This window comes from Cupriavidus sp. 05L411, assembly GCF_056398045.1.
In genome coordinates, this window is sequence record NZ_JBFTOQ010000024.1 from 22,910 (window position 1) to 47,889 (window position 24,980).

At 64.2% G+C, this 24,980-nt stretch carries 19 protein-coding genes and 1 pseudogene; 11 read left to right on the forward strand and 9 right to left on the reverse strand.

The genetic code is table 11. From position 1 onward, the window contains the following. Position 1 precedes the first annotated feature (1 nt). From AC1DQR_RS24945 to AC1DQR_RS24955, 3 genes and pseudogenes are all read left to right on the forward strand, one after another. The gene (locus AC1DQR_RS24945) at positions 2 to 859 is read left to right on the forward strand and encodes an ABC transporter ATP-binding protein (protein ID WP_477133982.1); all 858 of its coding nucleotides are present in this window, start codon (positions 2 to 4) and stop codon (positions 857 to 859) included. Between the two features lie 6 nt (positions 860 to 865). Continuing rightward, positions 866 to 1,700 (forward strand): annotated as a pseudogene (locus AC1DQR_RS24950) (ABC transporter permease). A gap of 5 nt (positions 1,701 to 1,705) precedes the next feature. Beyond that, positions 1,706 to 2,509 (forward strand): ABC transporter permease, encoded by an 804-nt coding sequence (locus AC1DQR_RS24955; RefSeq protein ID WP_477133983.1) that lies wholly within the window; start codon positions 1,706 to 1,708, stop codon positions 2,507 to 2,509. Positions 2,510 to 2,952: 443 nt separating this feature from the next. Here the strand turns inward: AC1DQR_RS24955 and AC1DQR_RS24960 are convergent, their stop codons facing one another. Then, positions 2,953 to 3,390 (reverse strand): hypothetical protein, encoded by a 438-nt coding sequence (locus AC1DQR_RS24960; RefSeq protein WP_416051913.1) that lies wholly within the window; start codon positions 3,388 to 3,390, stop codon positions 2,953 to 2,955. 184 nt (positions 3,391 to 3,574) lie between these two features. On the opposite strand from AC1DQR_RS24960, the gene AC1DQR_RS24965 reads away from it, so the two are divergent. Then, complete coding sequence (locus tag AC1DQR_RS24965) at positions 3,575 to 4,126, forward strand: DUF1484 family protein (protein WP_416051914.1); 552 nt, start codon at positions 3,575 to 3,577, stop codon at positions 4,124 to 4,126. A 177-nt stretch (positions 4,127 to 4,303) separates the two neighbouring features. Then, entirely contained in the window at positions 4,304 to 4,639 is a 336-nt protein-coding gene (locus AC1DQR_RS24970) for a DUF1484 family protein (protein WP_416051915.1), read from the forward strand. A 535-nt stretch (positions 4,640 to 5,174) separates the two neighbouring features. Here AC1DQR_RS24970 and pdxR read toward each other — a convergent pair. After that, complete coding sequence (gene pdxR / locus AC1DQR_RS24975) at positions 5,175 to 6,677, reverse strand: MocR-like pyridoxine biosynthesis transcription factor PdxR (protein WP_416051916.1); 1,503 nt, start codon at positions 6,675 to 6,677, stop codon at positions 5,175 to 5,177. 260 nt (positions 6,678 to 6,937) lie between these two features. On the opposite strand from pdxR, the gene AC1DQR_RS24980 reads away from it, so the two are divergent. From AC1DQR_RS24980 to AC1DQR_RS25005, 6 genes are all read left to right on the forward strand, one after another. Next, the gene (locus tag AC1DQR_RS24980) at positions 6,938 to 7,834 is read left to right on the forward strand and encodes a carbon-nitrogen hydrolase family protein (protein ID WP_416051917.1); all 897 of its coding nucleotides are present in this window, start codon (positions 6,938 to 6,940) and stop codon (positions 7,832 to 7,834) included. Between the two features lie 340 nt (positions 7,835 to 8,174). Next, entirely contained in the window at positions 8,175 to 10,982 is a 2,808-nt protein-coding gene (locus tag AC1DQR_RS24985) for an aminotransferase class I/II-fold pyridoxal phosphate-dependent enzyme (RefSeq protein ID WP_416051918.1), read from the forward strand. Between the two features lie 77 nt (positions 10,983 to 11,059). Further along, positions 11,060 to 12,577 (forward strand): biotin carboxylase, encoded by a 1,518-nt coding sequence (locus AC1DQR_RS24990; protein ID WP_477134009.1) that lies wholly within the window; start codon positions 11,060 to 11,062, stop codon positions 12,575 to 12,577. A 33-nt stretch (positions 12,578 to 12,610) separates the two neighbouring features. Next, positions 12,611 to 13,675, forward strand: coding sequence for a C45 family autoproteolytic acyltransferase/hydolase (locus AC1DQR_RS24995; protein ID WP_477133984.1), 1,065 nt, complete (start codon positions 12,611 to 12,613; stop codon positions 13,673 to 13,675). Between the two features lie 196 nt (positions 13,676 to 13,871). After that, a complete protein-coding gene (locus AC1DQR_RS25000; RefSeq protein WP_477133985.1) occupies positions 13,872 to 15,185 on the forward strand; it encodes a dicarboxylate/amino acid:cation symporter in 1,314 nt (437 codons plus the stop codon). 154 nt (positions 15,186 to 15,339) lie between these two features. Next, positions 15,340 to 16,224: an amino acid ABC transporter substrate-binding protein gene (locus AC1DQR_RS25005; protein ID WP_477134010.1), complete on the forward strand. Its 885-nt coding sequence runs from the start codon at positions 15,340 to 15,342 to the stop codon at positions 16,222 to 16,224. Positions 16,225 to 16,314: 90 nt separating this feature from the next. Here the strand turns inward: AC1DQR_RS25005 and AC1DQR_RS25010 are convergent, their stop codons facing one another. From AC1DQR_RS25010 to phbB, 7 genes are all read right to left on the reverse strand, one after another. After that, positions 16,315 to 17,556: a polyhydroxyalkanoate depolymerase gene (locus tag AC1DQR_RS25010; protein ID WP_043354240.1), complete on the reverse strand. Its 1,242-nt coding sequence runs from the start codon at positions 17,554 to 17,556 to the stop codon at positions 16,315 to 16,317. Between the two features lie 111 nt (positions 17,557 to 17,667). Then, positions 17,668 to 19,026 carry a sigma-54-dependent transcriptional regulator gene (locus tag AC1DQR_RS25015; protein ID WP_416051921.1) on the reverse strand — a complete coding sequence of 453 codons (1,359 nt, stop codon included), beginning with the start codon at positions 19,024 to 19,026 and terminating at the stop codon, positions 17,668 to 17,670. Next, positions 19,019 to 20,794, reverse strand: coding sequence for a sensor histidine kinase (locus tag AC1DQR_RS25020; RefSeq protein ID WP_416051922.1), 1,776 nt, complete (start codon positions 20,792 to 20,794; stop codon positions 19,019 to 19,021). Before AC1DQR_RS25020 ends, AC1DQR_RS25015 begins: the two co-directional genes overlap by 8 nt. A 196-nt stretch (positions 20,795 to 20,990) precedes the next feature. Next, positions 20,991 to 21,986, reverse strand: coding sequence for a cytochrome d ubiquinol oxidase subunit II (locus AC1DQR_RS25025; RefSeq protein ID WP_477134011.1), 996 nt, complete (start codon positions 21,984 to 21,986; stop codon positions 20,991 to 20,993). A 5-nt stretch (positions 21,987 to 21,991) separates the two neighbouring features. Further along, positions 21,992 to 23,395 carry a cytochrome ubiquinol oxidase subunit I gene (locus AC1DQR_RS25030; RefSeq protein ID WP_416051923.1) on the reverse strand — a complete coding sequence of 468 codons (1,404 nt, stop codon included), beginning with the start codon at positions 23,393 to 23,395 and terminating at the stop codon, positions 21,992 to 21,994. An 85-nt stretch (positions 23,396 to 23,480) separates the two neighbouring features. Beyond that, on the reverse strand, positions 23,481 to 24,140 hold the full coding sequence (locus AC1DQR_RS25035) for a DUF6781 family protein (RefSeq protein WP_416051924.1): 660 nt from the start codon (positions 24,138 to 24,140) through the stop codon (positions 23,481 to 23,483). Between the two features lie 66 nt (positions 24,141 to 24,206). Further along, positions 24,207 to 24,953 (reverse strand): acetoacetyl-CoA reductase, encoded by a 747-nt coding sequence (gene phbB / locus AC1DQR_RS25040; RefSeq protein ID WP_043354246.1) that lies wholly within the window; start codon positions 24,951 to 24,953, stop codon positions 24,207 to 24,209. Positions 24,954 to 24,980: the final 27 nt, after the last annotated feature.

The window sequence follows — 24,980 nt, forward strand, 5'->3', positions numbered from 1 at the left end:
CATGCCCCAGATCATCGTTAGTCGTCTACACAAGACTTACCGCATCCACGAGCGCGACCCGGGCGTGCTCGGTGCGCTGCGTGCGTTGATTCGGCCGCGCTATCGCACGGTCGATGCGCTGGCGGGGGTGTCATTCGAATTGCAGCGCGGCGAACTGCTGGGCCTCATTGGCCCGAACGGCGCTGGCAAATCGACCACCATCAAGATCCTTGCCGGTATCCTGCGGCCCGACGGCGGCCGCRTCGAAATCGACGGGCGCGTCCCTTTCGCCGACCGCGAGCGGCACGTGGCACGCATCGGCGTGGTGTTCGGGCAGCGCACGCAACTTTGGTGGGATCTGCCGGTGGGCGACGGCTTCGCGCTGCTGCGCGACATTTATCGGGTCGACCCGGTGCGCTTTGCCCGCACGCGCGACGAACTGGTCGCGCTATTGCATCTCGAGCGCCTGCTTGACCAGCCGGTGCGCCAGTTGTCGCTGGGGCAGCGCATGCGGGCGGAGATAGCGGCGGCGTTGCTTCATGAACCCGACATTCTCTTCCTGGACGAGCCGACGATCGGGCTCGATGCGCCCACCAAGCTCGCGGTCCGCGACTTCGTGCGGCGCGCCAACCAAGAACGCGGCACCACCGTGCTACTGACCACGCACGACATGCATGACATCGAGGCGCTGGCCAAGCGTGTGATCGTGATCGGCCACGGCCGCGTGCTGGCCGACTGCGCGGTCGAGGCGTTGCGGTCCCAGGTGGTGGCTGCGCGCCGATTGGATGAGGGCCTGTCAGCGGACGCGGAAGACGAGGGTATGACCATCGAGGCCGTCATCGCGCGTTTCTACGCGATGCACGGCGCGGTCGAGGCCTAGTCCATGATGGCGCCGCGCGAACTCGTGCGTCCCTATCTCGCCGCGTTCAGATCCCGGTTCCTGCAGATGCTGCAGTACCGGGTGGCGGTATACGCGGGCTTCGTTACGCAGTGCTGGTGGGGGGGGAATCAAGATCATGGTACTGGTGGCGTTCTACCGCAGCGCGGCGGCGAGCGCGCCGCTGTCGCTCGCGCAGGCCATCACCTACACATGGTTGGCCCAAGGCCTGCTCGCGCTGCTGCCGTGGATGGGCGACCCCGAGGTGGCGCAGGCGGTGCGCACCGGTGCCGTGGCATACGACCGGCTGCGGCCGGTGAATGCCTATGCGCTGTGGTTTGCGCGCTCGGCCGGCTGGACGGCGGCGCGCGCGCTACCGCGCGTGGCGCTGATGCTGGCCTTTGCTGGCGTCGCGCTGCCAATTGCCGGGCTGGGTGAATGGGCCTGGCGGCCGCCTGCCGGACTGGCTGCGGGCCTGGGCTTCATCGCCTCGGTGCTGCTCGCGCTGCTGCTGTCCACATCGCTGGTGATGCTGCTCAACATCGCGGCGGCAGCGGCGCTCAACGAACGCGGCATCAATACGCTGGCGGGACCCGTCGTCATCGTGTTCTCCGGGAACCTGCTGCCTCTGGCACTACTGCCCGACACCTGGCAGACCGTGTTGCTGGTGCAACCGTTAGCGGGGGTGATGGATATTCCGGCGCGGATCTATTTCGGGCAGCTGGGCGGCGCGCAGATGCTCTGCGGGCTGGGCCTGCAATGCCTGTGGATCGTGCTGCTCGTGAGCGTTGGCCATGCGGCCATGGGCCGCACGATGCGCCGGCTCGACGTGCAAGGCGGCTGAGGCGCATGGGCTCTCTGGCATTGTTCGCCCGCCTCGTGATGGCTTCGCTGAGCGGCCAGGCACGCTATCCGGCCTCGGCGCTGATGCTTACGGTGGGGCAGTTCCTCGTCACCGGAGTCGAGGTGGTCGCGGTCTGGGCGCTGTTCCACCGCTTCGGCGACGTGCAGGGTTGGAGAATCGGCGAGGTGGCGCTGTTCTACGGGCTGGTGAACTGCATGTTCGCCATCGCCGATGCCCTGGGGCGCGGCTTCGACGTGCTGGGCACGGCGTTGTTGCGCACCGGCGAATTCGACCGATTGCTATTGCGGCCTCGTCCCTTGGCTCTGCAATTGATGGGGCACGACGTCCGCATCAGCCGTCTGGGGCGCTTGTTGCAAGGGCTGATGGTATTGGCTTTCGCAACGGTGCAGGTGGGCATCGCGTGGACACCGGGATCCATCGCCATCGCCCTGTTTGCGGTCGCAGGCGGCGTGGCGCTGTTTTTGGGCATCCTGGTACTGCAGGGCACGCTGTCTTTCTGGACCATCGAGAGCCTCGAAATCGCCAACGTCCTGACATACGGCGGCGTACAGGCGACGCAGTATCCGCTGGCTTTGTATGCGCAATGGTTCCGGTACGTGCTGACCTTTGCCGTGCCACTGGCCTGTGTCGCCTATTACCCTGCGCTGACCATATTGGGCAAGGCCGATCCACTCGGTGCGCCTGCCTGGACAGGGCTGGTGTCGCCGTTGGCGGGTTTCGTTTTTCTCCTGGCGGCCTTCGGCGCGTGGCGTGTCGGGTTGCGCCACTATGCCTCGACCGGCAGCTAGTGGATCGTAACGTTTAATAGGAAGTGTCACTATGCCCATGGAGGGCGTGATGAAACTGACCGGTAGCGAACGCGCGGAACTTGAGAAACAGGCCAGAGCAGGGACGGCTCGTGCCGATTCCTCGCGGCGGGCACGACGGATCTTGCTGCTGGCAGATGGTCTCACCTGGGCCGGGATTCGGGCGAAGCTCGACTGCAGTGACAGCTAGATTGATCGTTGGAGCAAGCGCTTTAACGCTGAGCGGTTGGCTGGCTTGTTCACTCGCCATGCCGGGCGTGAGCGCTATAAGGTGACCGACCGCGTCATTGCCCGCGGCGTCTTCACCTCCGTGACAGATCTCAAGCGAAAACTCGTGCGCTATATCCGCCACTACAACAAACAGCCGAAACCCGTGAAATGGAGATATTTCGATCCTTCTCGGTGAATTACTTCCAATTTAAACGTTACGGCCCACTAGTCAGCCCGACGAGTTGCCGCGCAAACGCGGCGCTCTCCTCGGGCGTCCTTCCACTCTCAAGGTGCTCGTACACCAAGAGCACGATTTTGGCGCGCCGTTCAGCCGGCACATGCTGCTGCGTGGCCGCAAGACTCCGCTCCACCTCGCTTAACGCCGAACCGAGTCGGCTGGCATCCATCGCTGCCGTCGCACGATTCGACGGCAGCCGCGCATCGTTTGCCAGCATCGGGCCGCTTCCCGTCAGCAACCAGTGCCCGTTCACGCCAGTTGCCTCGACGATCGCTGTCAGCCGCTTGGCTTTGGGGTCCGACTCGCCAGCGAGATAGTATTCCAGCGTCCTCCTCGGGATGGCCGCCCTGCGGGCAAGTTCATCGCCACTTCCAGCTATCTCTGCGCATTGCCGAAGCCGATCAACGAGCGACATGTCCTTACTTTTTCCTCAAGTTCTAAGATGAGGGGAGGGCGGTCGAACTGGTCGAGCGCCGGCTCAGCTCACTAGAAATAATCAAATAAATCAACGGTGTACAGCGACCGCTCCCTCACGCATGGAGAGGGGTGGATGCACATAGCCATATTTGGCTTGTTTTTATAGCCAAAATTGGCTAACATTGATTTCCATAGACACCCGGGACACTGCGACGGTCGACACCTTGTGTTGTGCCGGCAGCGCTGCCCCAATCGCAAAACGCGACGATTCGGCGTGCCAGCATCTCTACATCAATAGATGGCCCTTCTCAGGTCGTCTAGCTACCCGCAATCGCGCCGATGCCCAGCCCGAACAGGGCTACATCGCGCCGCATTCTGCACCGGATGCAAGCCGCGAAAGTCTATCAGACACGCAGATCCTCACGGGGAAGGCGCCCGTCCAACAATCGTCCGACGTGCTCGCGCGCATCGCCTCACATGCCGCGGACACGCTGCCACAGATGGAGTCGTTGATGTCAGAGTACGTAACCGAGACTGACCGCGCAGCCTTACGCGAAACCATCCACCAATCCTGCCATGACCTCCTGCGCGTCAGCGCGGGCCTGGAATCCCTCCTGCTCCTACTGGAGCTACAGGCTGACGAGCACGCCGCCAACAACGGTCTGCATGCCTTGCTGGCGCCGCTGAAGCAGCAGTTGGACCAAGCAGTGAACCGCGTGCAGGCGCTGTACTGAGCCACGCCTGTTCCCCGCACCTGCACCGCGGGCCGCAAGGCCGCAGGCGGTGGGGATACGCACGCCTATCAGCACAACAACTCACTGCTGCCTCGTGCGGGGACGATGGTCGCCAACGCTGCCCCTCGAAACTCTGATTTCCAGGGTCGTAGTCAGATCACAAAACAGGAGGTACCCATGACCGCCCGCCAACGTCGCCCGCGCACCGCTGCCGAAGCACGGGAAGCCGCCATGGAGGCCAGGCTGATCGCCGAGCCCTTGCTGCCGGACAACGAAGCGGATCCGCGCCGCGAGCCTACCCATCAAGGCTGCCACGAACTGCTGCGCATCAGCGCGCATCTGGAATCTGTCATCACGCTGCTGAACCTGCACGCGGGCGATAGCCGCCTGCATGCCTTGCTGACACCGCTAAAGCAGCAACTGGACCAGGCATTGAGCCGGTGCAGACGCTGTACCCGGGCCTGCGGGGTTCGTTCTCGATCAGCGCTTGCGTCGCCGCGCGCTGAGCCGTAACTGGCGGGGGCCTGCGCATTGGCGCCGTCCTCACGCCGCTCGATCTGCGCGCCGATACCGCGATTGATTGCGTCGGTTTGTATAGCCTGCTAGCTGCCGTTGCAGCAGCAGCTTCTCGCCAATGTGAATCGAATCGACGAAATGTTCTGAGCCGATGGCTTGGCGGCGTTCGCTCAGCCATTAACGTTGCGCACCTTTTCATGGTGGAGTAGTTGTGCGCGCTGGCCTCAGCGTCCGGGCGCGTCCTTGCTCCCGCCCGCATCTCTCTCATCCGCGGCAATCGCGCCCCACGCCCCGCGCCGTGGGGGTGCAGCAGCACATTCATGTCGGCGTTAGATGCACACACGCCCATCCCCATCTCACCTTTCGTGCGATGACCGTCGCTCAGTGAATGGCCCCGTTCAGATTCTGAATTCAATATTCTCGTATCTAACTCGTAAAGAAAAGTGACATCTCCCCCCAAGCGAAAACGGCCAAAGGCGCACAGCCGCGCCAGCAGCTAGGAGCGCTAGAAGACTGGCCCTGCGGCCCCAACTCAAGACCCTTTCACCAACTCAATAGCCCGCGCCAGCTTACCAACCGCAGGTGCAATCTCCGCATCCGCAACCCCACCATAGCCAAGCACCAACCCATTCTGCGCCTGCAGCGAATCAGCAAAATACGACGACAACGGTCGCGCCACGATCCCGTGCGCCAGCGCGAAACGCGACACCAACTGGTCATTGGCATGCCGGAGTATGACGCTCAGATGCAGCCCGGTATCGGTGCCCACGATCGCCACCTCGTCGCCGAGCTGGCGCTGCAGTTCGTCAATCAGCAACACCTGGCGCTCGCCGTAGATCTTGCGCATGCGCCGTACGTGCGCTGCGTAATGGCCATCGGAAATAAACTCCGCCAGCGCGGCTTGCACCGATAGCTGCCCGCCGCGATGCAACTCGGATTGCGCTACCGAGAAGGCGTCGACCAGTTCTGGTGGCACGATCAGGAAGGCGAGCCGCAAGCCGGGATAGAGCACCTTCGAGAAGCTGCCGACATAGATGGTGTTGCGGTGCGGGTCCAGCCCCTGCAGCGACGGCAAGGGTGCGCCCTGATAGCGGAACTCGCTGTCGTAGTCGTCTTCGATGATCCATGCGTTGTGGCGATGCGCCAGCTCTGTGAGCAGGCGGCGGCGCGCAAGGCTCATCACCACGCCGCTCGGGTATTGGTGAGAGGGGGTGACAAAGATCAGCCTTGGCGCGCTCTCTGGCGCAACCGGCGGCCGGATCCCGTGCTCGTCCACCGCAATGCCCTCCATCTGCAGGCCCGCCGAGCGAAAGACACTGCGCGCGCCCCAATAGCATGGGTCCTCGACCCAGACCAGTTCGCCCGGGTCCGCGAGCAGGCGGGCGCAGAGATCGATGGCCTGGTGGCTGCCCTGTGTCACGATGATCTGCTCCGGCGAACAATCCACGCCGCGGGCGAGCGACAGGTACTCTGTCAGCGCGCGCTTGAGCGGCGGATGGCCATGCCGGCTGCCATAGCCCAGTTGCTCCTGGCTGGCGGTCTTCCAGACCTTGGTGATCAGGCGCTGCCACACGCCGCGCGGGAACTGGCTGACATCCGGAATGCCGGGCACGAACGCACCCACTTGCAGGTCCGATGCGCCAACGCTGGCCAGCAGTTCGCGCGCGCGAAGGGAGAGCCTGGATTGATCGCCGGGAAGCGCGGGTTCGCCGGCCCGGCCGGGGTCGACGATGCGGGCGAGCAGGGCGGGGTCGGGGGCGGTGTCGCCAACGTAGGTGCCGCTGCCGCCGTGCGTGTGCGTGTAGCCCTCGTCGGTGAGCCGCTCGTAGGCATAGAGGACCGTGTTGCGGGCAATGCTCAGTTCACGGGCAAGTTCGCGGGTGGGTGGCAACCGTGTGCCCGGGGATAGCTGGCCGGCGAGGATGGCCTCGCGGATGTCGTCGAACAACTGCCTGTTCAGGGGAGCGCCGGATCGTTCGGGCTGGCTCCAATGACTGCGCGCGAGAAGCCAATCGGTCAGCGGCGTCTCTCTCAATTCTTGGCTCCATCTGAAAATTTGTACCGGCACTATACAGTGGAGCCAACGGGCTTGTAGAGTAGATCCCATCATGTCGCGGCATTACCACATAACCATTTCAACTAAGTAACAGACCGCCGGCGTCGCCCCAAAAAGTGTGAAAGACCAGCTATTGAGCGGGCACTTAATTCGCTATATAAATGCGATGGGGCAATGGCGAATATCCCCATATCGGTGCGTGCTGATGCACCAGTATGCTGTATTTATCGAGGCATTAAATGAAGCGTTTTGCAGTAGCAGGTATCCAGATGCCGGTGTCGGCATTCGAAGAGAACATCACGCAGATGAATCGCTACCTGGCCCATGTCAGGCACCGCTTTCCGTGGGTCGACATGGTGATGTTCTCCGAGCTGGCGGCGTTTGGCCCGAGCCCGGCCAAGGCCGAGGAAATGCCGGGCGCAGCCGAGGCCCGCCTGTGCGAGATGGCTGCCAAGTACGGCTTGTGGCTGATCCCCGGATCCTTGTTCGAGCGTCGCGGCGGCGCGATCTACAACACCGCGCCGGTGATCGACCCCGCCGGGAACGTGGTTGCCCGTTTCCGCAAGCTGTTTCCCTTCCGGCCCTATGAGCAAGGCATCGCCGCGGGCAGCGAGTTCGTGGTGTTCGATGTGCCGGAGGCGGGGCGCTTCGGCATCTCGATCTGCTATGACATGTGGTTCCCGGAGACGACCCGGACACTGGTTGCGATGGGCGCTGAAGTGATCCTGCACCCGACCATGACGGACACCATTGACCGCGACATCGAATTGTCGATCGTGCGGGCATCGGCGGCAACCAACCAGGTCTATTTTTTCGATATCAACGGTGTCGGGGACGGTGGCGTGGGCCGCTCCATCGTGGTGGATCCCGCTGGCTATGTGCTGCATGAAGCCGGCCCGGGCACCGCGGAGATCATCCCCGTGGAGATCGATTTCGAAAAGGTCCGGCGCGAGCGCGAGCGCGGCTTGCGCGGGCTTGGCCAGCCGCTCAAGAGCTTCCGCGACCGGGCGGTGGAGTTCCCGGTCTACCAGCGCAACAGCGGCGCGGATGCCTATCTCCACACGCTTGGCAAGCTGGTGAAGCCGGGTGTCCTGGAAGACGCACAGCCGGAAGTGACCGGGCCAGCGGGCGAGTAGCCGCCGGGGGAAAAGCCCCGGCAGGCCGCCACGTTATTCCGGCGCGGCAAAAAAAAAGAATTCAAATATCCAAGGGAAAGCGTGATGGCTGGCCCAATGGATAGCGCTTGCCTTCAAGGTTGCTATTGACCCGCTTGATAAACAGGTGCCGGTGAATATCGGGACGGAAATAAAACGGTCGTTCGATTAAACGGATTCGCAGTTGCAGATCCGCGCATTGAGATTATCTCGTTAGCAGAGGAATAACATGGCACGCAGCACGGCACGAAAAGCAAAGACCGGGCAAAACATTTCCCTAAACCGTTACCGCAGCGTTTGGGAAATGCGCGCGGATGGCTGGATGAATCTGACTGACGACCTGGGCCGCCTGGTCAATCTCGCGCGGGAGTGCAAGGAATTCATCGAGCGCCACGCCCGGGTAAAAGAGACGCTGGCCATGCTTGAGCCGATCGAGCGGTTCTGGGCGTTCCCGGGGCACAGATTGTTCGAGGAGCTGACCGCGTGGTTCGAGGCTGGCGACCTGGGCCGGCTGAACATCGCCGTGCACCGTATCAACCGCATGCTGGCCAGCGATACCTATCGCCATAAGAAGCTGTCGCTGGATGCGGAGTCGGAGGAGCCGTCCGAGATCGAGACGGAAGAGGAGATGCAGGCGCAAATAGCACGACCGTACTTTGAGGTCCTGATCGTCGACGACATGACGCGCGAGGATGAAGAGGCCTTGCGCCGGCGCGTTCAGCGCAAGCAGCGCGTGGATGATCCCTTCGTGTGGGACGTGGTGGTGGTGCCAAGCTTCGAGGATGCGCTGATCGCCACGCTCTTCAACTTCAACCTGCAGGCTTGCGTGATCCGGCATGGCTTTCCGTTCAAGTCCGAGTATGAGCTGGACCTGCTGCGCAAGTTCCTGGAAGGGCTGGACGAGGGCATCGAGGAGCAGCCGGAATCCGAGCGCGGCCCCTTGCTGGGGCAGAAGATTGCGGAGCTGCGGCCGGAACTGGACCTGTACCTGGTCACGGACGTGAAGGCCGAAGAGATCGCGTCGCGGCTGGGCGAGGTCTTCAACCGGATCTTTTTCCGGGAGGAGGACCACACCGAGCTGTACATGTCGATCATGAAAGGCGTGTCGGAGCGTTACAAGACGCCGTTTTTCACGGCGTTGAAGGAGTACTCGAAGCAGCCGACCGGGGTGTTCCACGCCTTGCCGCTGGCGCGGGGCAAGTCGATCATGAACTCCCACTGGATTCAGGACATGGCGCAGTTCTACGGCCTGAATCTGTTCATGGCCGAGACCTCCGCTACGTCGGGCGGGCTCGACTCGCTGCTGGACCCCATCGGCCCCATCAAGGTCGCGCAGGAGTATGCCGCGCGCGCATTTGGCGCGCGCCGCACCTTCTTCGCGACCAATGGCACTTCGACGGCCAACAAGATCGTGGTGCAGGCGCTGGTCAAGCCGGGCGATATCGTGATGGTGGACCGCAACTGCCACAAGTCCCACCACTACGGCATGGTGCTGGCGGGCGCCAAGGTGGCGTATCTCGACTCCTATCCACTGGACGATTTCTCGATGTACGGGGCGGTCCCTATCGCCCAGATGAAGCGCACGCTGCTGCGGTTCAAGCGGGCGGGCACGCTGCACAAGGTCAAGATGGTGCTGCTGACCAACTGCACGTTCGACGGCGTGGTCTACGACGTGAAGCGCGTCATGGAGGAGTGCCTGGCCATCAAGCCGGACCTGATCTTCCTGTGGGACGAGGCCTGGTTTGCCTTCGCCCGCTTTCATCCCACCTACCGCCAGCGCACCGGCATGGATTCGGCGTCGCGCCTGCGCCGCGAGCTCGATAGCGAGGACTATCGCCGGCGCTACGACGCATTCACCGCATCGTTCGGCGGGGCGGACTGGGATGACGAGGAGAAGCTTGTCGCCACCCGCTTGATGCCGGATCCCGACCGCGCGCGGGTGCGGGTCTACGCGACCCAGTCCACCCACAAAACCCTGACCTCGCTGCGCCAGGGCTCCATGATTCACGTGTGGGACCAGGACTTCAAGGACAAGGCGGAAGAGGCGTTCCACGAGGCGTACATGACGCACACCTCCACCTCGCCGAACTACCAGATCCTGGCCTCGCTCGATGTCGGCCGCCGCCAGGTGGAGCTGGAGGGCTACGAGCTGGTGCAGCGCCAGATGGAACTGGCCATGACACTGCGTGAGTGGATCCACACGCACCCGTTGCTCAAGAAGTACTTCCAGTTCCTCAACGTCTCCCGCGTGGTGCCGACCGCGTACCGGCCATCCGGCATCGAGGCGTACTACAGCCCGGAATCCGGCTGGGCCAATATGGAAGCCGCGTGGCGCGTCGATGAATTCGCGCTGGACCCGACCCGGCTGACCCTGTCGATTGGCACCTCCGGCATTGACGGTGACACGTTCAAGAACAAGTACCTGATGGACAAGTACGGCATCCAGATCAACAAGACGTCGCGCAACACCGTCTTGTTCATGACCAATATCGGTACCACGCGGTCGTCGGTGGCTTACCTGATCGAGGTGCTGATCAAGATTGCCAGGGAGCTGGAGGAGCGCACGGCGGACATGAGCGTGATCGAGCGCCGCCTGCACGAGAAGCGCGTTTCGTCGCTGACCAAGGAACTGCCGCCGCTGCCGGACTTCTCGCACTTCCATTTTGCGTTCCGCAGCGTGTGCAACAGCGGGCAGATCGAGACGCCGGACGGCGATATCCGCAAAGCCTTCTTCATGTCCTATGACGAGGAGAACTGCGAGTACCTGAACATGGCCGAGGTGGCCAAGGCCATCTCCAAGGGCCGTGAAGTGGTATCGGCCTTGTTCGTGATTCCCTACCCCCCGGGCTTCCCCATCCTGGTGCCGGGGCAGGTGATCAGCTCCGAGATTCTGGAGTTCATGCAGGCGCTGGATGTGCGGGAGATCCACGGTTACCGCCCGGAGTTGGGCTTCCGTGTGTTCAGCGACGGGGCGCTCCAGCAACTGGCGCTCCAGGCCGCCGGCGAGGCAGCTGCGGCGGTCGCGGCCGCGGCGAAGGCGTCGGTCTCGGCCGTTGTGGAAGTCTCGACGGCAACGGTCGATGAAGTGGCGGCGGCGGCCCTGGCGGAACGCCCCGCGGCAAAAAAGTAGCGAGGCGGGAGGCTGGGACAGGCGCCCGGCTTCTCGCAACAGAGCCCATGTCGACAAAAAAAGAATGCCGGACCTGGATGTCCAGGAACCGCGGGAAACCCGCGTCCAGCCGGCCCCGAGTTCATCAGGAGAAAGCCGCGATGCAAAAAGTCCGTAATGTCTCAGATCTGCGCGTGATGTTCCACAGGAACGAGAAGCCCATCTACTTCATCAGCGCCACTAACTTCAATCTCCTGGGCATCGATCAGTGGGTCAACCGTTTCAAGTACATCAACTACATCGATTGCTTCGACGGCCGCCATCCCAATGTCTTCGTGCCGCAGGCGCTGCCGCACGAGGAGTTCACCTCGATCGAGGACATCAACAACTACCTGCTGCAGCATAAGGACGCGGTGGAAATGATCGAGCAGCGGGGGGGACGGCCTGCCGCGACCTTCCTGATGTTCGATGAGAAAACCGAAGAGCTGGCCGACGAGCTGGGGCTTGACGTGTGGTTCCCGCCGGCCGCGCTGCGCAGCCGTTGCGACAACAAGATGGAGACTGTGCGCATCGGCAACAAAGCTGGCGTGCACTCGGTGCCCAACGCACTGGAGAAGGTGGACAGCTACGAGCATCTGATGCAGATCGCGGAGCACCACGGTCTGGGCAATGACCTGGTGGTGCAGAGCGCGTTCGGCGACTCCGGCCACACCACCTTCTTTATCGCAAGCGTTGACGATTTCAACAAGCACAAGGATGAGATCGTCAACGACCCCGAAGTCAAGATCATGAAGCGCATCAACTGCCGCGGCGCGACCCTGGAGGCCTGCGCCACGCAGTCAGGCACGCTGGTCGGGCCGCTGCTGACCGAGGTGGTGGGCGCGCGTGAACTGACCCCCTACAAGGGCGGCTGGTGCGGCAACGAGATCTTCCCCGGGGCGTTCTCGGAAGACGTCAGGATGAAGGCGCGCGACATGGCCTTCCGTTTCGGCAACCAGTTGCTGGAGGAGGGCTATCGCGGCTACTTTGACCTGGACTTCCTGATCGACGTCGATAGCGGCGAGGTGTATCTCGGTGAGCTGAATCCCCGCATCTGCGGCGCCAGCCCAATGACCAATCATGCTGCCTTCGCCTATGCGGACGCGCCGTTGTTCCTGTTCCACCTGCTGGAATTCTCGGGTGTGCCATTCGACCTCAATGTGCGCGAGCTCAATGAGCGCTGGGCCGAGAAGTCGTTCATCGACGGCTGGTCCCAGCTGGTCATCAAGTACACCGAGGACAACGTGGATATCGTGACCCATGCGCCGCCCTCGGGCATCTATCGCATGGCATCCGACGGCTCCGTGTCCTACCACCGTTTCGACTCCAACCGTCGCGAGATCGAGAGCGAGCAAGAAGCCTTCTTCCTGCGTATCACCGGGCCCGGCGACTATCGCTACGAAGGCGCGGATCTGGGCATCCTGATCACGCGGGGCCGTTCGATGAACGACGAGTTCAAGCTCAACGAGCGCGCGCACCAATGGATCCGGGGCATCAAGCAGTATTACGTGGCCAAGCCCCTGGTTGCCGCACAGGCCGAGCTGGCGCCGCAGCCGGGCGCGTTCAAGATCCTGTAGGCCGAAGGTCCAACCACGAGAGGCCAGGAATTCATGCGTTGTACATTCGAAGCGATCAGTGAAGACTTGCCCGGCCAGCGATGGCAGAACATCTTCCGGCAGTTCTGGCCCGGGTACCGGCAATGGTATCTGCGCGACGGCGATCGCGCGCGGCCCGGCTTCCTGATGTGCCGCAAGGCCTTGCGGCACCACATGCCGGAGCTGGTCCCGACCTGGGAGCGGCTGGTCGAGCTGTCCGGCGGCGGCGACCTGGAAGCGCGCTTCCTGTCGATGTGGGGGCCGCCGCCCTACATTGCCGGCTGCTCGCAGGCGGTGTGGCTGCCGGTGGACGGGCAGCAGGCCGCCGGTGCCACGCCCGCGCTGTTGCGCAACTACGATTTCGCCCCGGCTTTGCTCGAGGGCGTATGGCTGGCGTCCAGATGGCATGGCAAGCGGGTGGTGGCGGTCAACGACTGCCTGTGGGGCGCGCTCGACGGCATCAACGAGAGCGGCCTGGCCGCGTCGCTGTCGTTTGGGGGCCGCAAGGCGGTGGGTAATGGATTCGGCATTCCACTGGTCTTGCGCTACGTGCTGGAGTTCGCGGAGAACGTCGACCAGGCCGTGGAAATGCTCGCGCGCATCCCGGTGCATATGAGCTACACGGTGAGCCTGCTTGACCGCCGCGCACAGTGGGCAACGGTGTTTGTCACGCCGGACCGGCCGCTGGAGGTGGTGCGCAAGCAGGCGGTGAGCAACCTGCAGCATGGCGTCGAGTGGACGGCGCACGCCAATGCGACCCTGGCCGAGGCCAGGGAGCAGACGCTGGCTGTTGCGGTGCGGCAGGCCGAGGATGCCAAGGCTGTCCTGCGCGCGCTGCTGCGCCCGCCGCTGTTTCAAACTGCCTACGGGCGTGGCCACGGCACGTTGTACAGCGCCGTCTATCACCCCTATGACGGTTCCGTCGAAATGGTCTGGCCAGATGCCGTCTGGCGGCAGTCCTGCAGCCATTTCCTGCCCGGCGCCCGGATGATCGAGTTCGACGTGGAAAGCACCGCGCTGCCGCATGCGGTGGCGCCGGCGCGCCGGTGGATGCTCGACGATGTTGGCAGTTTTCAGTGAGTTTCCTAGTCTCATAGTCATGGGGAAAGGCATGCATGGCGAATCCGGGCTGCCTTTGGCCGCAGGCTAACCATCGAATACGCACAAACGCAAGCAGGACGCGGCCCGGTCCGGACCGCAGCGGCCCAATTCGCCAGAACATATCCGGGGGTGGCGGCTTCGGAAAAGCAGGCTCGCAAGAATCCAAGGAGCAGTCATGAAAAAAAAGCGCCCAATCACCACCTACATCGTCATCGCGATGATTCTCGGCGTCATCGTCGGCTATAGCTGTAACAAGGCCTTCCCGGATCCCGGTACCGCCAAGGAGATCGCCGGCTATATATCGATCTTCACCGATGTCTTCCTGCGCCTGATCAAGATGATCATCGCACCGCTGGTGTTCTCCACGCTGGTGGTTGGCATCGCGCACATGGGCGATGCGAGCACCGTTGGCCGCGTCGGCGTGAAGGCGCTCGGCTGGTTTATCGTGGCTTCGTTTCTCTCGCTCACGCTAGGCCTGATACTGGCCACCCTGCTGCAGCCCGGCCACAACATCGGCCTGCCGTTGCCGGACGTGGGGGCGGYCACCAACCTGAAGACCAACGCCTTCACGCTGAAGGATTTCATTACGCACCTGGTGCCGAGGTCCGTGGCGGAGGCCATGGCCACCAATGAAATCCTGCAGATCGTGGTGTTCTCGATCTTCTTCGGTACCGCGCTGTCGACGCTGGGGGAGACGGGCAAGCGGCTGGCCGGCGTCATCGACGACCTGGCGCAGACCATGCTCAAGATCACCGGCGCCGTGATGTGGATGGCGCCGCTGGCGGTGTTCGCGGCCATTGCTTCCACCGTGACCACGCAAGGGCTGGGCATTCTCATCACCTTCGCGAAGTTCATGGGCAGCTTCTATCTTGGCCTGCTGGTGCTGTGGGGCCTGCTGGTGGCGGCCGGGTTCTTCTTCCTGGGCAAGCGGGTGTTCACGCTGATCCGGCTGATTCGCGAGCCCTTCCTGCTGTCCTTTTCCACGGCCAGCTCGGAGGCCGCCTATCCGAAGATGCTCACCGCGCTGGACCGGTTCGGCGTCAGCCGCAAGATCTCCAGCTTTGTGCTGCCGATGGGCTACTCCTTCAACCTCGACGGCACCATGATGTATTGCACGTTCGCCGTGCTGTTCATCGCGCAGGCCTACGACATTCACCTGCCGATCGGTACCCAGATCACCATGCTGCTGTTGCTCATGCTGACGTCAAAAGGCATGGCCGGGGTGCCGCGCGCATCGCTGGTGGTGATTGCCGCCACGCTGAACCAGTTCGGCATTCCGGAAGCTGGCTTGCTGCTGATCATGGGGGTCGACCAGTTCCTGGACATGGGCCGCTCGGCCACCAATGCGGTCGGCAACTCGATTGCCGCTGCCGTGGTGGCGAAGTGGGAGGGCCAGCTGGCGAGCGAGTCGGATCTGGACGGCGAGGGCGACAGCACGGCATCGGATGCGCGCGCCCCACTCGGCAAGCCAGGCCCGGTCCAGGCCTGACCGGCCAGCGCGCGCGAGGGCGCCTCGCAGGCGGCCTCGCGCGCGGTGTGCCGGGCATTGTGCGAACGATCACTGCAGGAGTGCAAATCAAATGCGTTCAAATGGAGCACGCGTGGGTGGCGGGCGCGGCAGCCGCGGCGACCGGCAAATCGTGATGTGGGCGGCCGTTGCGCTGTGCGCGGCATTGGCCGCCGGCGCGGCGTTGGCGCAACAGGCGGGGGAACTGGCCGGCACGCTGAAGAAGGCGAAGGAGAGCGGCACCCTGACCATCGGCTATCGCGAGTCGTCCTTGCCATTCTCGTACCTGGACAGGCTCGGCAAGCCGGTCGGCTACTCCATCGATGTCTGCCGCGCGATAGTGGATACGGCGGCGGCGGAGGTGGGCCGCGAGGTCAGCATTCAGTGGGTGCCGGTCACCTCGGACAATCGCTTCGATGCGGTCACGTCCGGCAAGGTCGACCTGGAATGCGGCTCGACCACCAGGAACGTCGAGCGCCTGAAGCGCGTGTCGTTCTCACCGGTGATCTTCGTGGCCGGGACCAAGCTGATGGTGCCGAAGGGATCGCCGATCAAGTCGTTCAAGGACCTGAAGGGGAAGACCGTGGTCGCGACCGGCGGCACCACGAACGTGGAGGCGCTTGAGCGGCTCTCGGCGCGCTTCGGCCTGCAGCTGAACGTCATCACGGCGCGGGACCATGCCGATGCGTTCCAGGTTTTGCAGCACGGTGGCGCGGACGCCTATGCGGGCGACGATGTGCTGTTGTATGGATTTTTGCGCAGCAGCAGCGCCGGCGGCAGGTTCCAGATCGTCGGCGATTTCCTCTCCTACGATCCCTACGGGATCATGTTCCGCAAGGGCGATCCGCAGTTCGCCGCCGTGGTGGACAAGGCGGTGCGCGAGATGGCCGTGTCCGGGGAACTGGATCGCACGTACAAGCAATGGTTCATGAACAAGCTGCCCACCGGCGAGCGGCTCGGGTTGCCCATGAGCGCGCAGCTCGATGAGCTGATACGGGCCATCCCGGACCAGTCGGATTAAGCCGCTCGCGCATCCAGAGTTTCATGCCATCGCTGGGGAGCGCCGCTCAAGGGCGCGCTCCTCGGCCCTTGGAATGGCGAGCCGGACTGTTCAGCGATAGCTGGCGATGAACGCGCGCAGCTGCGGATAGATCTCTTCGCGCCAGCGCCGGCCGGAGAAAATGCCGTAGTGCCCGCAGCCCTGCGCCGTCACATGCTGCTTGCGCGCGCCGGGAATGCCCGCGCAAAGATCGTGCGCCGCGGCGGTCTGGCCCGCTCCCGTGATGTCGTCCAGTTCGCCCTCGATGGTGAGCAGCGCCGCGCCGGTGATGTCCTGCGGCCGTACCGGCTTGCCGTCGATCTCCCAGGTGCCGCTGGCCAGCCGGAATTCCTGGAACACATCGCGGATCGTATCCAGGTAATACTCGGCGGCCATGTCGAGCACGGCGTTGTACTCGTCATAGAAGCGCACGTGGGCCTCGGCGTCGTCCAGGTCGCCATCGACCAGGTTCTGGTAGTAGTCGTAATGCGAGGAGAGGTGGCGATCCGGGTTGGTGGCCACAAAGCCGGCGTGCTGCAGGAAGCCCGGGTAGACCTTGCGGCCGTGTCCCGGGTAGTTGGCCGGCACGGCATGAATCACGTTGTTCTCGAACCACTCGAAGGACTTGTCGGTGGCCAGCGCGTTCACGGCAGTGGGGCTGCGGCGCGCATCGATCGGGCCGCCCATCATGGTCATGGTCCGCGGCGTGGCCTCGCCGGCGGAAGCCAGCAGCGAGATGGCGGCAAGCACAGGCACGGCCGGCTGGCACACGGAGACGACATGGAGGTTTTCCGCGCCGATGTGGCGGATGAAGTCCTGAATGTAGTGTACGTAGTCGGTCAGGTGGAACGGGCCGTCCTCCGCCGGCACCATGCGGGCATCGATCCAGTCGGTCACGTAGACCTTGTGATGCTGCAGCAGGGTTCGCACCGTATCGCGCAGCAGGGTTGCGTGATGGCCTGACAGCGGGGCGCACACCAGCACCACCGGCTCGTCCTTCAGCCACTGGATGACCTGCGGATCGTCGGCATAGCGCTTGAAGCGCAGCAACTTGCAGAAGGGCTTCTCCACGATGGTCTGCTCGACGATGGGAACGTCCCGCCCGTGGCATTGCACCGACTTGATGTCGAAGGGCGGCTTCTTGTAATCCTTGCCGAGGCGGTAGAGCAGTTCGTAGCCGGCGGCCATCCGGTTCGCGCCCGGCATCATGGACAGCGGGCTGAGCGGATTGGTAAAGGTGCGCGACGTGGCTTGCGCCAGAGCGGTGAGCGGCAACAGCAAGGCGCTCTTGAGTTCGTGGAATTGGTAAAGCATGGGAAATACCTGTCAGTCTTGAAAATAGGGGGCGTCCCCCGCGCTACCGGGGGGCGATGGTGGATCAGGTGGATCAGTTGGGCCAGTTGGCTCAGTTGGATTACGCCTGGGTCACTCCTCGGCCTGCACCTTGTCATAGGCGATTTGCAGACGGCGCAGCTTGGAGTACAGCGTTTGCTTGGGGATGGAAAGTGCCCTGGCGGTAGCCGCCACGTCGCAGTTGTTCCGCTTGAGTTCCTCCATGACAACCACCCGTTCAAACTGTTCGAGCTGGTCGGGCAGGCTGTTGCCGTGCTCGGCATGGCCGCCATGCAGCTCGAAATCATCGGACAGCAGCCCGAGCACGAAACGGTCGGCCACATTGCGCAGCTCCCGCACGTTGCCAGGCCATGAATGGGACAGCAGCAGCTCGAACTGCGCGTTCCCGAGCACCGGCGCCGGCCGGTTGAAGCGGGTAGCGGCCTGCAGGATGAGATGCTCGAACAGCAGCGGGATATCTTCGCGCCGCTCGCGCAGTGGTGGCAGGTCGATAAAGGCCACGCCAATGCGGTAGTACAGGTCGGCACGGAACTTCTTTTGCTCGCTGAGGAGTTTCAGGTCTTCCTTGCTGGCAGCAATGACCCGGCAATCCACCGCGATGGGCTCGTTGGACCCCACCCGTTCGATGGAGCGCTCCTGCAGCGCGCGCAGGAACTTGACCTGCACCGACATCGGCATGCTTTCGATCTCGTCGAGGAACAGGGTGCCGCCCTGCGCATGCTCGAACTTGCCGCAACGCCGCCGCGTGGCGCCCGTGAAGGAACCCACCTCATGCCCGAACAGCTCGCTCTCGGCCAGGGCTTCGGGCAGGCCACCGCAGTTCAGCGGCACGAAGTTGCCGGTGCGGCGCGCGCTATGGTCATGCAGGCAGCGCGCCACCAGGTCCTTGCCCGTGCCGGTCTCGCCATAGATCACCACGTCCGCCGGCGCATCGGCCAGCGCGCGCACGGCGCGGCGCACCCGCTCCATCTGCGCGGAGCGTCCGATCAGGCAGGCCTGGATCCCGTGCCAGCTTTCCAGCTGCTCGCGCAGGCCCAGTACTTCCAGGCTGAGCTTGCGCCGGTCGGCGGCGCGCCTGACCACGGAGACCAGACGCTCGGAGGAGCACGGTTTCTCGATAAAGTCGTACGCGCCCTCGCGCATGGCTTGCACCGCCATGGAGATGTCGCCGTGCCCAGTCATCAGGATCACGGGCAGGTCGGGGTCGATGTGCCGGATCTCGTTGAGCCAGGCCACGCCGTTCATGCCCGGCAGCTTCACATCGCAGACCACCACTACCGGCTCGCCGATGCCGATGCTGCTGCGCGCCTGCTCCACCGAGGCAAAGCCGTTCACGGCGAAGCCCGCCAGCTCGAGGGCCTGCGAGCTGCCGACCAGCACATCCTCCTCGTCCTCGACAAAAACCACGCGGATGGGATGGGTGTCAGTCATTGGTTTGTCTCTCATGCGACGGCGCCAGCGGCAGCTCGACCACGAACTCGGCACCGGCAGGCGCAAGGTTGCGGGCGTACAGGCGCCCGCCGAATTCGCGCACGATGTGCGCCGAGATCATCAGGCCAAGGCCCAGGCCCTTGCCCGCCGGCTTGGTGGTAATGAATGGGTCGAACAGGCGCGGCAGCACGTCGGGATGGATGCCGGGGCCGGTGTCGCGGATGGTGATGATGCAGAGTTGGTCCTGCCGGGCCGCATGGATCTCCAGATCCCGCACCGGCGCGCCCGACAAGGCATCGGCGGCATTGCCCAGCAGGTTGACCAGCACCTGCTCGACGCGGATCTCGTCGGCCAGGACGCTGATGTCGTCGGGGTCGATCACCACGCTGACCGTGATATCGCGCTCCCGCATCCGGGTGCTGACAAGGAGCAGTGCGTCCTGCACCGCCTGGCGTACCAGGACCGGCTGCACCGCATCCTGGGATTTGAAGGCAAAGACCTTGAGCTGCTGCGTCAGCCGGCCGAGGCGATCGATCAGCTTGGCGATGCGCTGGAGGTTGCCCGCCACATCCTTGAGCCTGCCTTTTTCCAGCAGCACCTCGGCGTTGTCCGACAGCGTGCGCATGGCCGCCAGCGGCTGGTTGAGTTCATGCACCACGCCGGCGGACATCTGCCCGAGCGCGGCCAGCTTGCCGGCGTGGACCAGGTCGCTTTGCAGCGCGCGCAGCTCGGCCGTGCGCTCCAGCACCTTGGCCTCCAGGCCATCGTGCGCGGCGCGCAGCGCGCGTTGCGCGGCGGCTTGTTGTTGCGCGGCGCGCAGGCGTAGCGCAATTACCAGCGCCAGCAACAGGATCACCATGCAGGCCAGCAGGGCGCCGATGGCGGCGTTGCGGGCCAGGTTGCGCGCCGGCAGTTCGTCATCCAGCAGCATGATGCGCCAGAGGCCGTGGTTGACCGTGCGCTCCGAGGCCAGGTAATCCACGCCATCCAGGCGCACGCGCGTGGTGTGCGCATCCAGCCTGGCGCGTACCTGCCAGTCCAGCGGCATCAGGTCGGACTTGCCGTAGGTGCGCGCCAGGCCGGCCTCGGCCAGCATCGCCTGCGTCAGCGGCGCCAGCGGGCGCAGCCGCCACGGCGCAAGCGACGCGAGGATGACCACATCGCGGGCATCGACCACCATCACCTTGCCCGGGATCTGGACCCAGTTGCGTTCCACCGCGTCGAGGTTGACCTTGACCGTGGCCACGCCGCGCTGCGCGCCGCCTTGCTGCAGCGCGTAGGCGAGGTAATAGCCGGGCCGGCCGGAGGTAAACCCTACGCCGTAGAAGCGGCCCCGGCCGTGCTCGAGCGCATCGCGCATATACGGCCGGAACGAGAGATCCGCGCCCACCGGGGTGCCCGGCTGGTCCCAGTCGGCCGCCGCCAGGGTCAGGCCGGAGCGCTGGGTGACGTACAGGTTGTCCGCGCCGGCGGTTGCGGTGATGCCGTGCAGGTAACGGCTGACCTGCTGCTTGAGCGCCACGTCATCGGGCCGGCTGAGCAACGCGAAGACATCCGTGGTGGATTCGAGCAACGATGGCAGGTAGTCGAACCGGGACAGCTCGCCGTCAAGCCGCGCGGACACGACATCAAGGCGATGCTGGGCGGCAACCCGCAGCTGATCGAGCCCGGCACGCAACGCCATGGCATAGGCCAGCCACGTGGCCAGCGCGATCGCTACCAATGCCATACCGCACCAGATCCCCATGCGCATACGGCCGAGATTCATGTCGCGAGCCCTTTCTCCGCGGTCCTCAAGGATGCAGGACTTGTCGTCCGGATACCAGTGATAGAAGCGAGACCTGTGCTCGTCCAGGCACAGGTCAGGTGAATGCAGTGTACTCCCGGAGCACGGTTGCGCGAAGCCCGCGCAGCCGTCGGCGGGGCCTTGCGTTGTGTCGCGCCGCAGCATGTTCCAAGGCCAGCTAGGCATAGCGGAGTTCGCCGGTCTTGCCACGGAATACCCGGTACGAGAACACCGTGTAGCCGGCAATGGCCGGCACCGAGATGCACACGCCCACCAGGATCACCTTCAAGGCCTCCGGGCTGCTGGCGGCCTGCCAGATCGTCAGGCGGTGGATCACGACAAACGGAAAGATGCTGTAGGCCAGCCCGAGGAAGCTGAGCACAAAGACCCCGATCAGCAGCACGAAGGGCAGCCAGCTCACTGGCCCGCGCACCACGCGGGTGTTCAGCAGCATGCGCACGGCCACGAGCGCGACGCCGGTCACCAGCGGGATGGAGACCAGGGCGACAATCTGCGGCAGCACGAACCAGCGCTCGCGCATCGCCGGGCTGATCCAAGGCGTGGCAATCGAGATCAATGCCAGCCCGCACACCATCGGCGCCCACGCGATCCTGGCCCAGCGCACGGCGCGCTGCTGGAGTTCGCCCTCGGTCTTCATGACGAGCCAGCAAGCGCCGAGCAGCACGTAGGCCATCGGCAACGCCACGGCGATGGCCGCAGCGAACAGGGGATAGTTCCAACCGGTACCGAAGCCACTGATGTAACGTCCCAGCATCCAGCCTTGCGAGACCGACGCGATCGTCGAGCCGGCGAAGAAGAGGCGGTCCCACATCGGCTTGTGCGCGCTCTTAACCTTCACCCGGAAGTCGAACGCCACGCCGCGCAGGATCAGCCCTACCAGCATCAGCGTGACAGGCAGGTAGAGCTCGGTCAATATCAATCCATGCGCCTTAGGGAAAGCCACGAGGAGGATGCCGATGCCGAGCACCAGCCAGGTTTCGTTGGCATCCCAGAACGGACCGATCGACGCCACCATGACGTCTTTCTCGGCCGGGGTCGCCCGGTGCATCAGCATGCCGACGCCCAGGTCATAGCCATCGCTGATCACGTAGATCAGCATGGCCACGCCCATCAGCGCCATGAAGATCACGGGCAGGGCGTCGTCAAAACGCATCCAGGTCATGGTTGGCTCCCGGCAGGCAAGGGGCGCGCGGCGATCGTGCCGGACGCCGGTGTGGGTTGTCCGGCGTAATCGGCCCCGAGCGGGGCTTCCGGTTTCTCCGCCAGGTACTTGAGCACGCTGACATAGGCGACGATCAGCGCGAGGTATACCGTCGCAAACAGCGCCAGCGTCAGGGCGATATGGGGCGCCGGCACGTTGGAGGCAACGTCGGCGGTGCGTACCAGGCCGTAGACGATAAAGGGCTGGCGTCCGATCTCGGTGACGTACCAGCCGGCCACCGTGGCAATCCAGCCGGAGAAGGTCATGCCCGCGAATCCCCACAGCAGCGCGCGCGGCAGCCGCTGCGGCTGCCAGCCGGCGCGGCGGTACCACCACCAGCCCAGCCAGCTGGCCGCCAGCATCAGCACACCCATGCCCACCATCACGCGAAACGCGAAGAACAGCGGGAGGACGGGCGGATGCGCGTCGCCGAACGTGTTCAGCCCGCGGATCTCGCCGTCAGCGCGGTGCGTCAGGATCAGGCTGGCGAGATGCGGGATGCCGATCGCCGCGCGGTTGGTGCGAGCGCTGGCATCGGGAATGGCGAAGAGCAGCAAGGGCGCGCCGCGCTCGGTCTCCCACACGCCCTCCATGGCCGCGATCTTCTGGGGCTGGTGCTCAAGCGTGTTGAGCCCGTGCATGTCGCCGACCACGATCTGCAGGGGGATCGCGATAGCGGCGAGGGTCAGCCCGACCCGCAGCACCTTGGGCGCGGACAGCTGCCCGGTGCCCTTGAGCAACTGCCACGCGCTCAGCCCCGCGAGCAGGAAGGCGCAGGTCAGCGCCGAGGCCAGCAGCATGTGGCAGAAGCGGTAGGGGAAGGAGGGGTTGAAGATGATGGCGAGCCAGCTCTGCACATGGAACTCGCCACGGATGATCTCGTAGCCCTGTGGCGTCTGCATCCAGGAGTTCAGCGCCAGGATCCAGAAGGCGCTGAGCGTGGTGCCGAAGGCGACGAAGAAGGTCGACATCAGGTGTATCCGCTCGCCCACCTTGCCGTGGCCGAACAGCATCACGCCAAGAAAGCCGGCTTCGAGAAAGAACGCGGTCAGCACTTCATAGGCGAGCAGGGGCCCGGCAATATTGCCGACCGTTTCCATGAAGCCCGGCCAGTTGGTGCCGAACTGGAAGCTCATGGTGATGCCGCTGACCACGCCAAGCGCGAACGTCAGCGCGAACACCTTGGTCCAGAACCGGTAAGCATTCAGCCAGGCATGGCGCAGCGGTGGCGTGTCCGCCTTCAGATAGCGCCAGCGGAAGAACAGCAGCAACCATCCCAGGGCAATGCTGATGGTCGGGAACAAGATATGGAAGGTGATGTTGGCAGCAAACTGCATGCGCGCCAGCAGGATGGGATCCATCTGTCCGGGCTCCTCCGTGGGTTGTGGACGGGACGCCGCGCGTGCGGCGTCCCGGTTGCTGCATGGTGGCGCGGCTAGCGCGAGGTCAGCGCTTGCCTTCGCCGTTCAGGCCGTTCGACATGCCGATCAGCACGCCGCTGACCAGCGTGGCGTAGTGCTCGAGCCAGGCTTCGGTGCTGCTTTGCGCAAAGGCCCGTCCCTCGCGCGCGAGCTCGCGCGCCTGGGTGGTCAGTTGCTCGACCACTGCCGTGGCGCTGGCGCCGGTCGCCGTGCCTTTGAGCTTCATGCCCTCCAGCACCGACGACCACGGCCCCTGCACCGACTGCGGCAACTCGCCGATGGATTTGGCCACCGTGCTGAACAGCGCGTCCTCCATCTTCTCGATGTCGGCCACGGCCTTCTTGAGGTGGGTCTCGCGCAATTGCGCGCCCTGGTCGACGATCTGCTGCAACGCCCGGCGATTGGCTTCCACCGCCTGCACCAGCGCGGCGTCCAAGCCCTGCGCGACCTGGGACAACATCGGCTCCAGCCCCGGCCCGGCGAGCCCGCTGCTGGCCGCCCCGGCGGAGGCCGCCTGGGTGACCATCTTCAGCGTGTCCTTGATGCTCTTCAGGGTCAGCTCCCGGCCTTGCAACGCCTTGAGGGTCGCCTGCTGGACAGCCTGTTGCAGGGATTCGCCTTGCTTTTGCGACGATTGCGCGAACTGCTTGATCAGCGCGTCGTGATCGATGCCCATGGATTTCATATGGTCTCCGGTTGCTGCCTTGCCTTGTTGTTGTCTTGCCAGATGGCCGTCATCGCTGCGCCCGCGTCACTGCATGTGCTGGCCGCCGTTGATGGCAATGTTGGCGCCGGTCAGGAAGGCGGCTTCTTCCGAGGCCAGGTAGATGATCAGGCCCGCCACTTCCTCCGGCTTGCCCAGGCGGCCTACCGGGATCTGCGGGAGAATCTTGGTATTCAGGATCTCCTCGGGAATGGCGGTGACCATCTTGGTCCCGATGTAGCCGGGCGAGATGGTGTTGACCGTCACGCCTTTCCTGGCGACCTCCAGGGCCAGTGCCTTGGTAAAGCCGTGCACGCCGGCCTTGGCGGCCGAATAGTTGGTCTGGCCGAACGCGCCCTTGGAGCCGTTGACCGACGACACGTTGATCACGCGGCCCCAGCCGCGCTCGACCATGCCGTCCGCGACCTGCTTGGTCATGTTGAACAGGCTGTCCAGGTTGGTGCGCAGCACCATGTCCCAGTTCACCTTGTCCATCTTCTTGAACGTCATGTCGCGCGTGATGCCGGCGTTGTTGACCAGCACATCGACCGGGCCGGCGACTTCCGTCACGGCCGCCACCGCCTTCGCGCACGAATCGATGTCCGCCACATCGCAGGGCACGGCGAGGATGTCGTAGCCGCGTGCCTTCATCTGCTGAACCCATTCGCCATGGGTGGTGTTGCCGGGCGAATAGGTGACCGCCACCCGGTAGCCGGCATCGGCCATCTTGGTGGAAATGGTTTCGCCCAGGCCGCCCATGCCGCCCGTGACCAGTACTACGCGTTGCTTGCTCATGGTTGTTTTCTCCTTGTGGAATGTATG

Bases quoted from the DNA above. Each gene is read 5' to 3' on its own strand.
- AC1DQR_RS24955 (WP_477133983.1), top strand. From the start codon at position 1,706: ATGGGCTCTCTGGCATTGTTCGCCCGCCTCGTGATGGCTTCGCTGAGC.
- AC1DQR_RS24960 (WP_416051913.1), bottom strand. From the start codon at position 3,390: ATGTCGCTCGTTGATCGGCTTCGGCAATGCGCAGAGATAGCTGGAAGT.
- AC1DQR_RS24970 (WP_416051915.1), top strand. From the start codon at position 4,304: ATGACCGCCCGCCAACGTCGCCCGCGCACCGCTGCCGAAGCACGGGAA.
- AC1DQR_RS24980 (WP_416051917.1), top strand. From the start codon at position 6,938: ATGAAGCGTTTTGCAGTAGCAGGTATCCAGATGCCGGTGTCGGCATTC.
- AC1DQR_RS24985 (WP_416051918.1), top strand. From the start codon at position 8,175: ATGAATCTGACTGACGACCTGGGCCGCCTGGTCAATCTCGCGCGGGAG.
- AC1DQR_RS24990 (WP_477134009.1), top strand. From the start codon at position 11,060: ATGTCCAGGAACCGCGGGAAACCCGCGTCCAGCCGGCCCCGAGTTCAT.
- AC1DQR_RS24995 (WP_477133984.1), top strand. From the start codon at position 12,611: ATGCGTTGTACATTCGAAGCGATCAGTGAAGACTTGCCCGGCCAGCGA.
- AC1DQR_RS25005 (WP_477134010.1), top strand. From the start codon at position 15,340: ATGTGGGCGGCCGTTGCGCTGTGCGCGGCATTGGCCGCCGGCGCGGCG.
- AC1DQR_RS25010 (WP_043354240.1), bottom strand. From the start codon at position 17,556: ATGCTTTACCAATTCCACGAACTCAAGAGCGCCTTGCTGTTGCCGCTC.
- AC1DQR_RS25015 (WP_416051921.1), bottom strand. From the start codon at position 19,026: ATGACTGACACCCATCCCATCCGCGTGGTTTTTGTCGAGGACGAGGAG.
- AC1DQR_RS25020 (WP_416051922.1), bottom strand. From the start codon at position 20,794: ATGAATCTCGGCCGTATGCGCATGGGGATCTGGTGCGGTATGGCATTG.
- AC1DQR_RS25025 (WP_477134011.1), bottom strand. From the start codon at position 21,986: ATGCGTTTTGACGACGCCCTGCCCGTGATCTTCATGGCGCTGATGGGC.
- AC1DQR_RS25030 (WP_416051923.1), bottom strand. From the start codon at position 23,395: ATGGATCCCATCCTGCTGGCGCGCATGCAGTTTGCTGCCAACATCACC.
- AC1DQR_RS25035 (WP_416051924.1), bottom strand. From the start codon at position 24,140: ATGAAATCCATGGGCATCGATCACGACGCGCTGATCAAGCAGTTCGCG.
- phbB (WP_043354246.1), bottom strand. From the start codon at position 24,953: ATGAGCAAGCAACGCGTAGTACTGGTCACGGGCGGCATGGGCGGCCTG.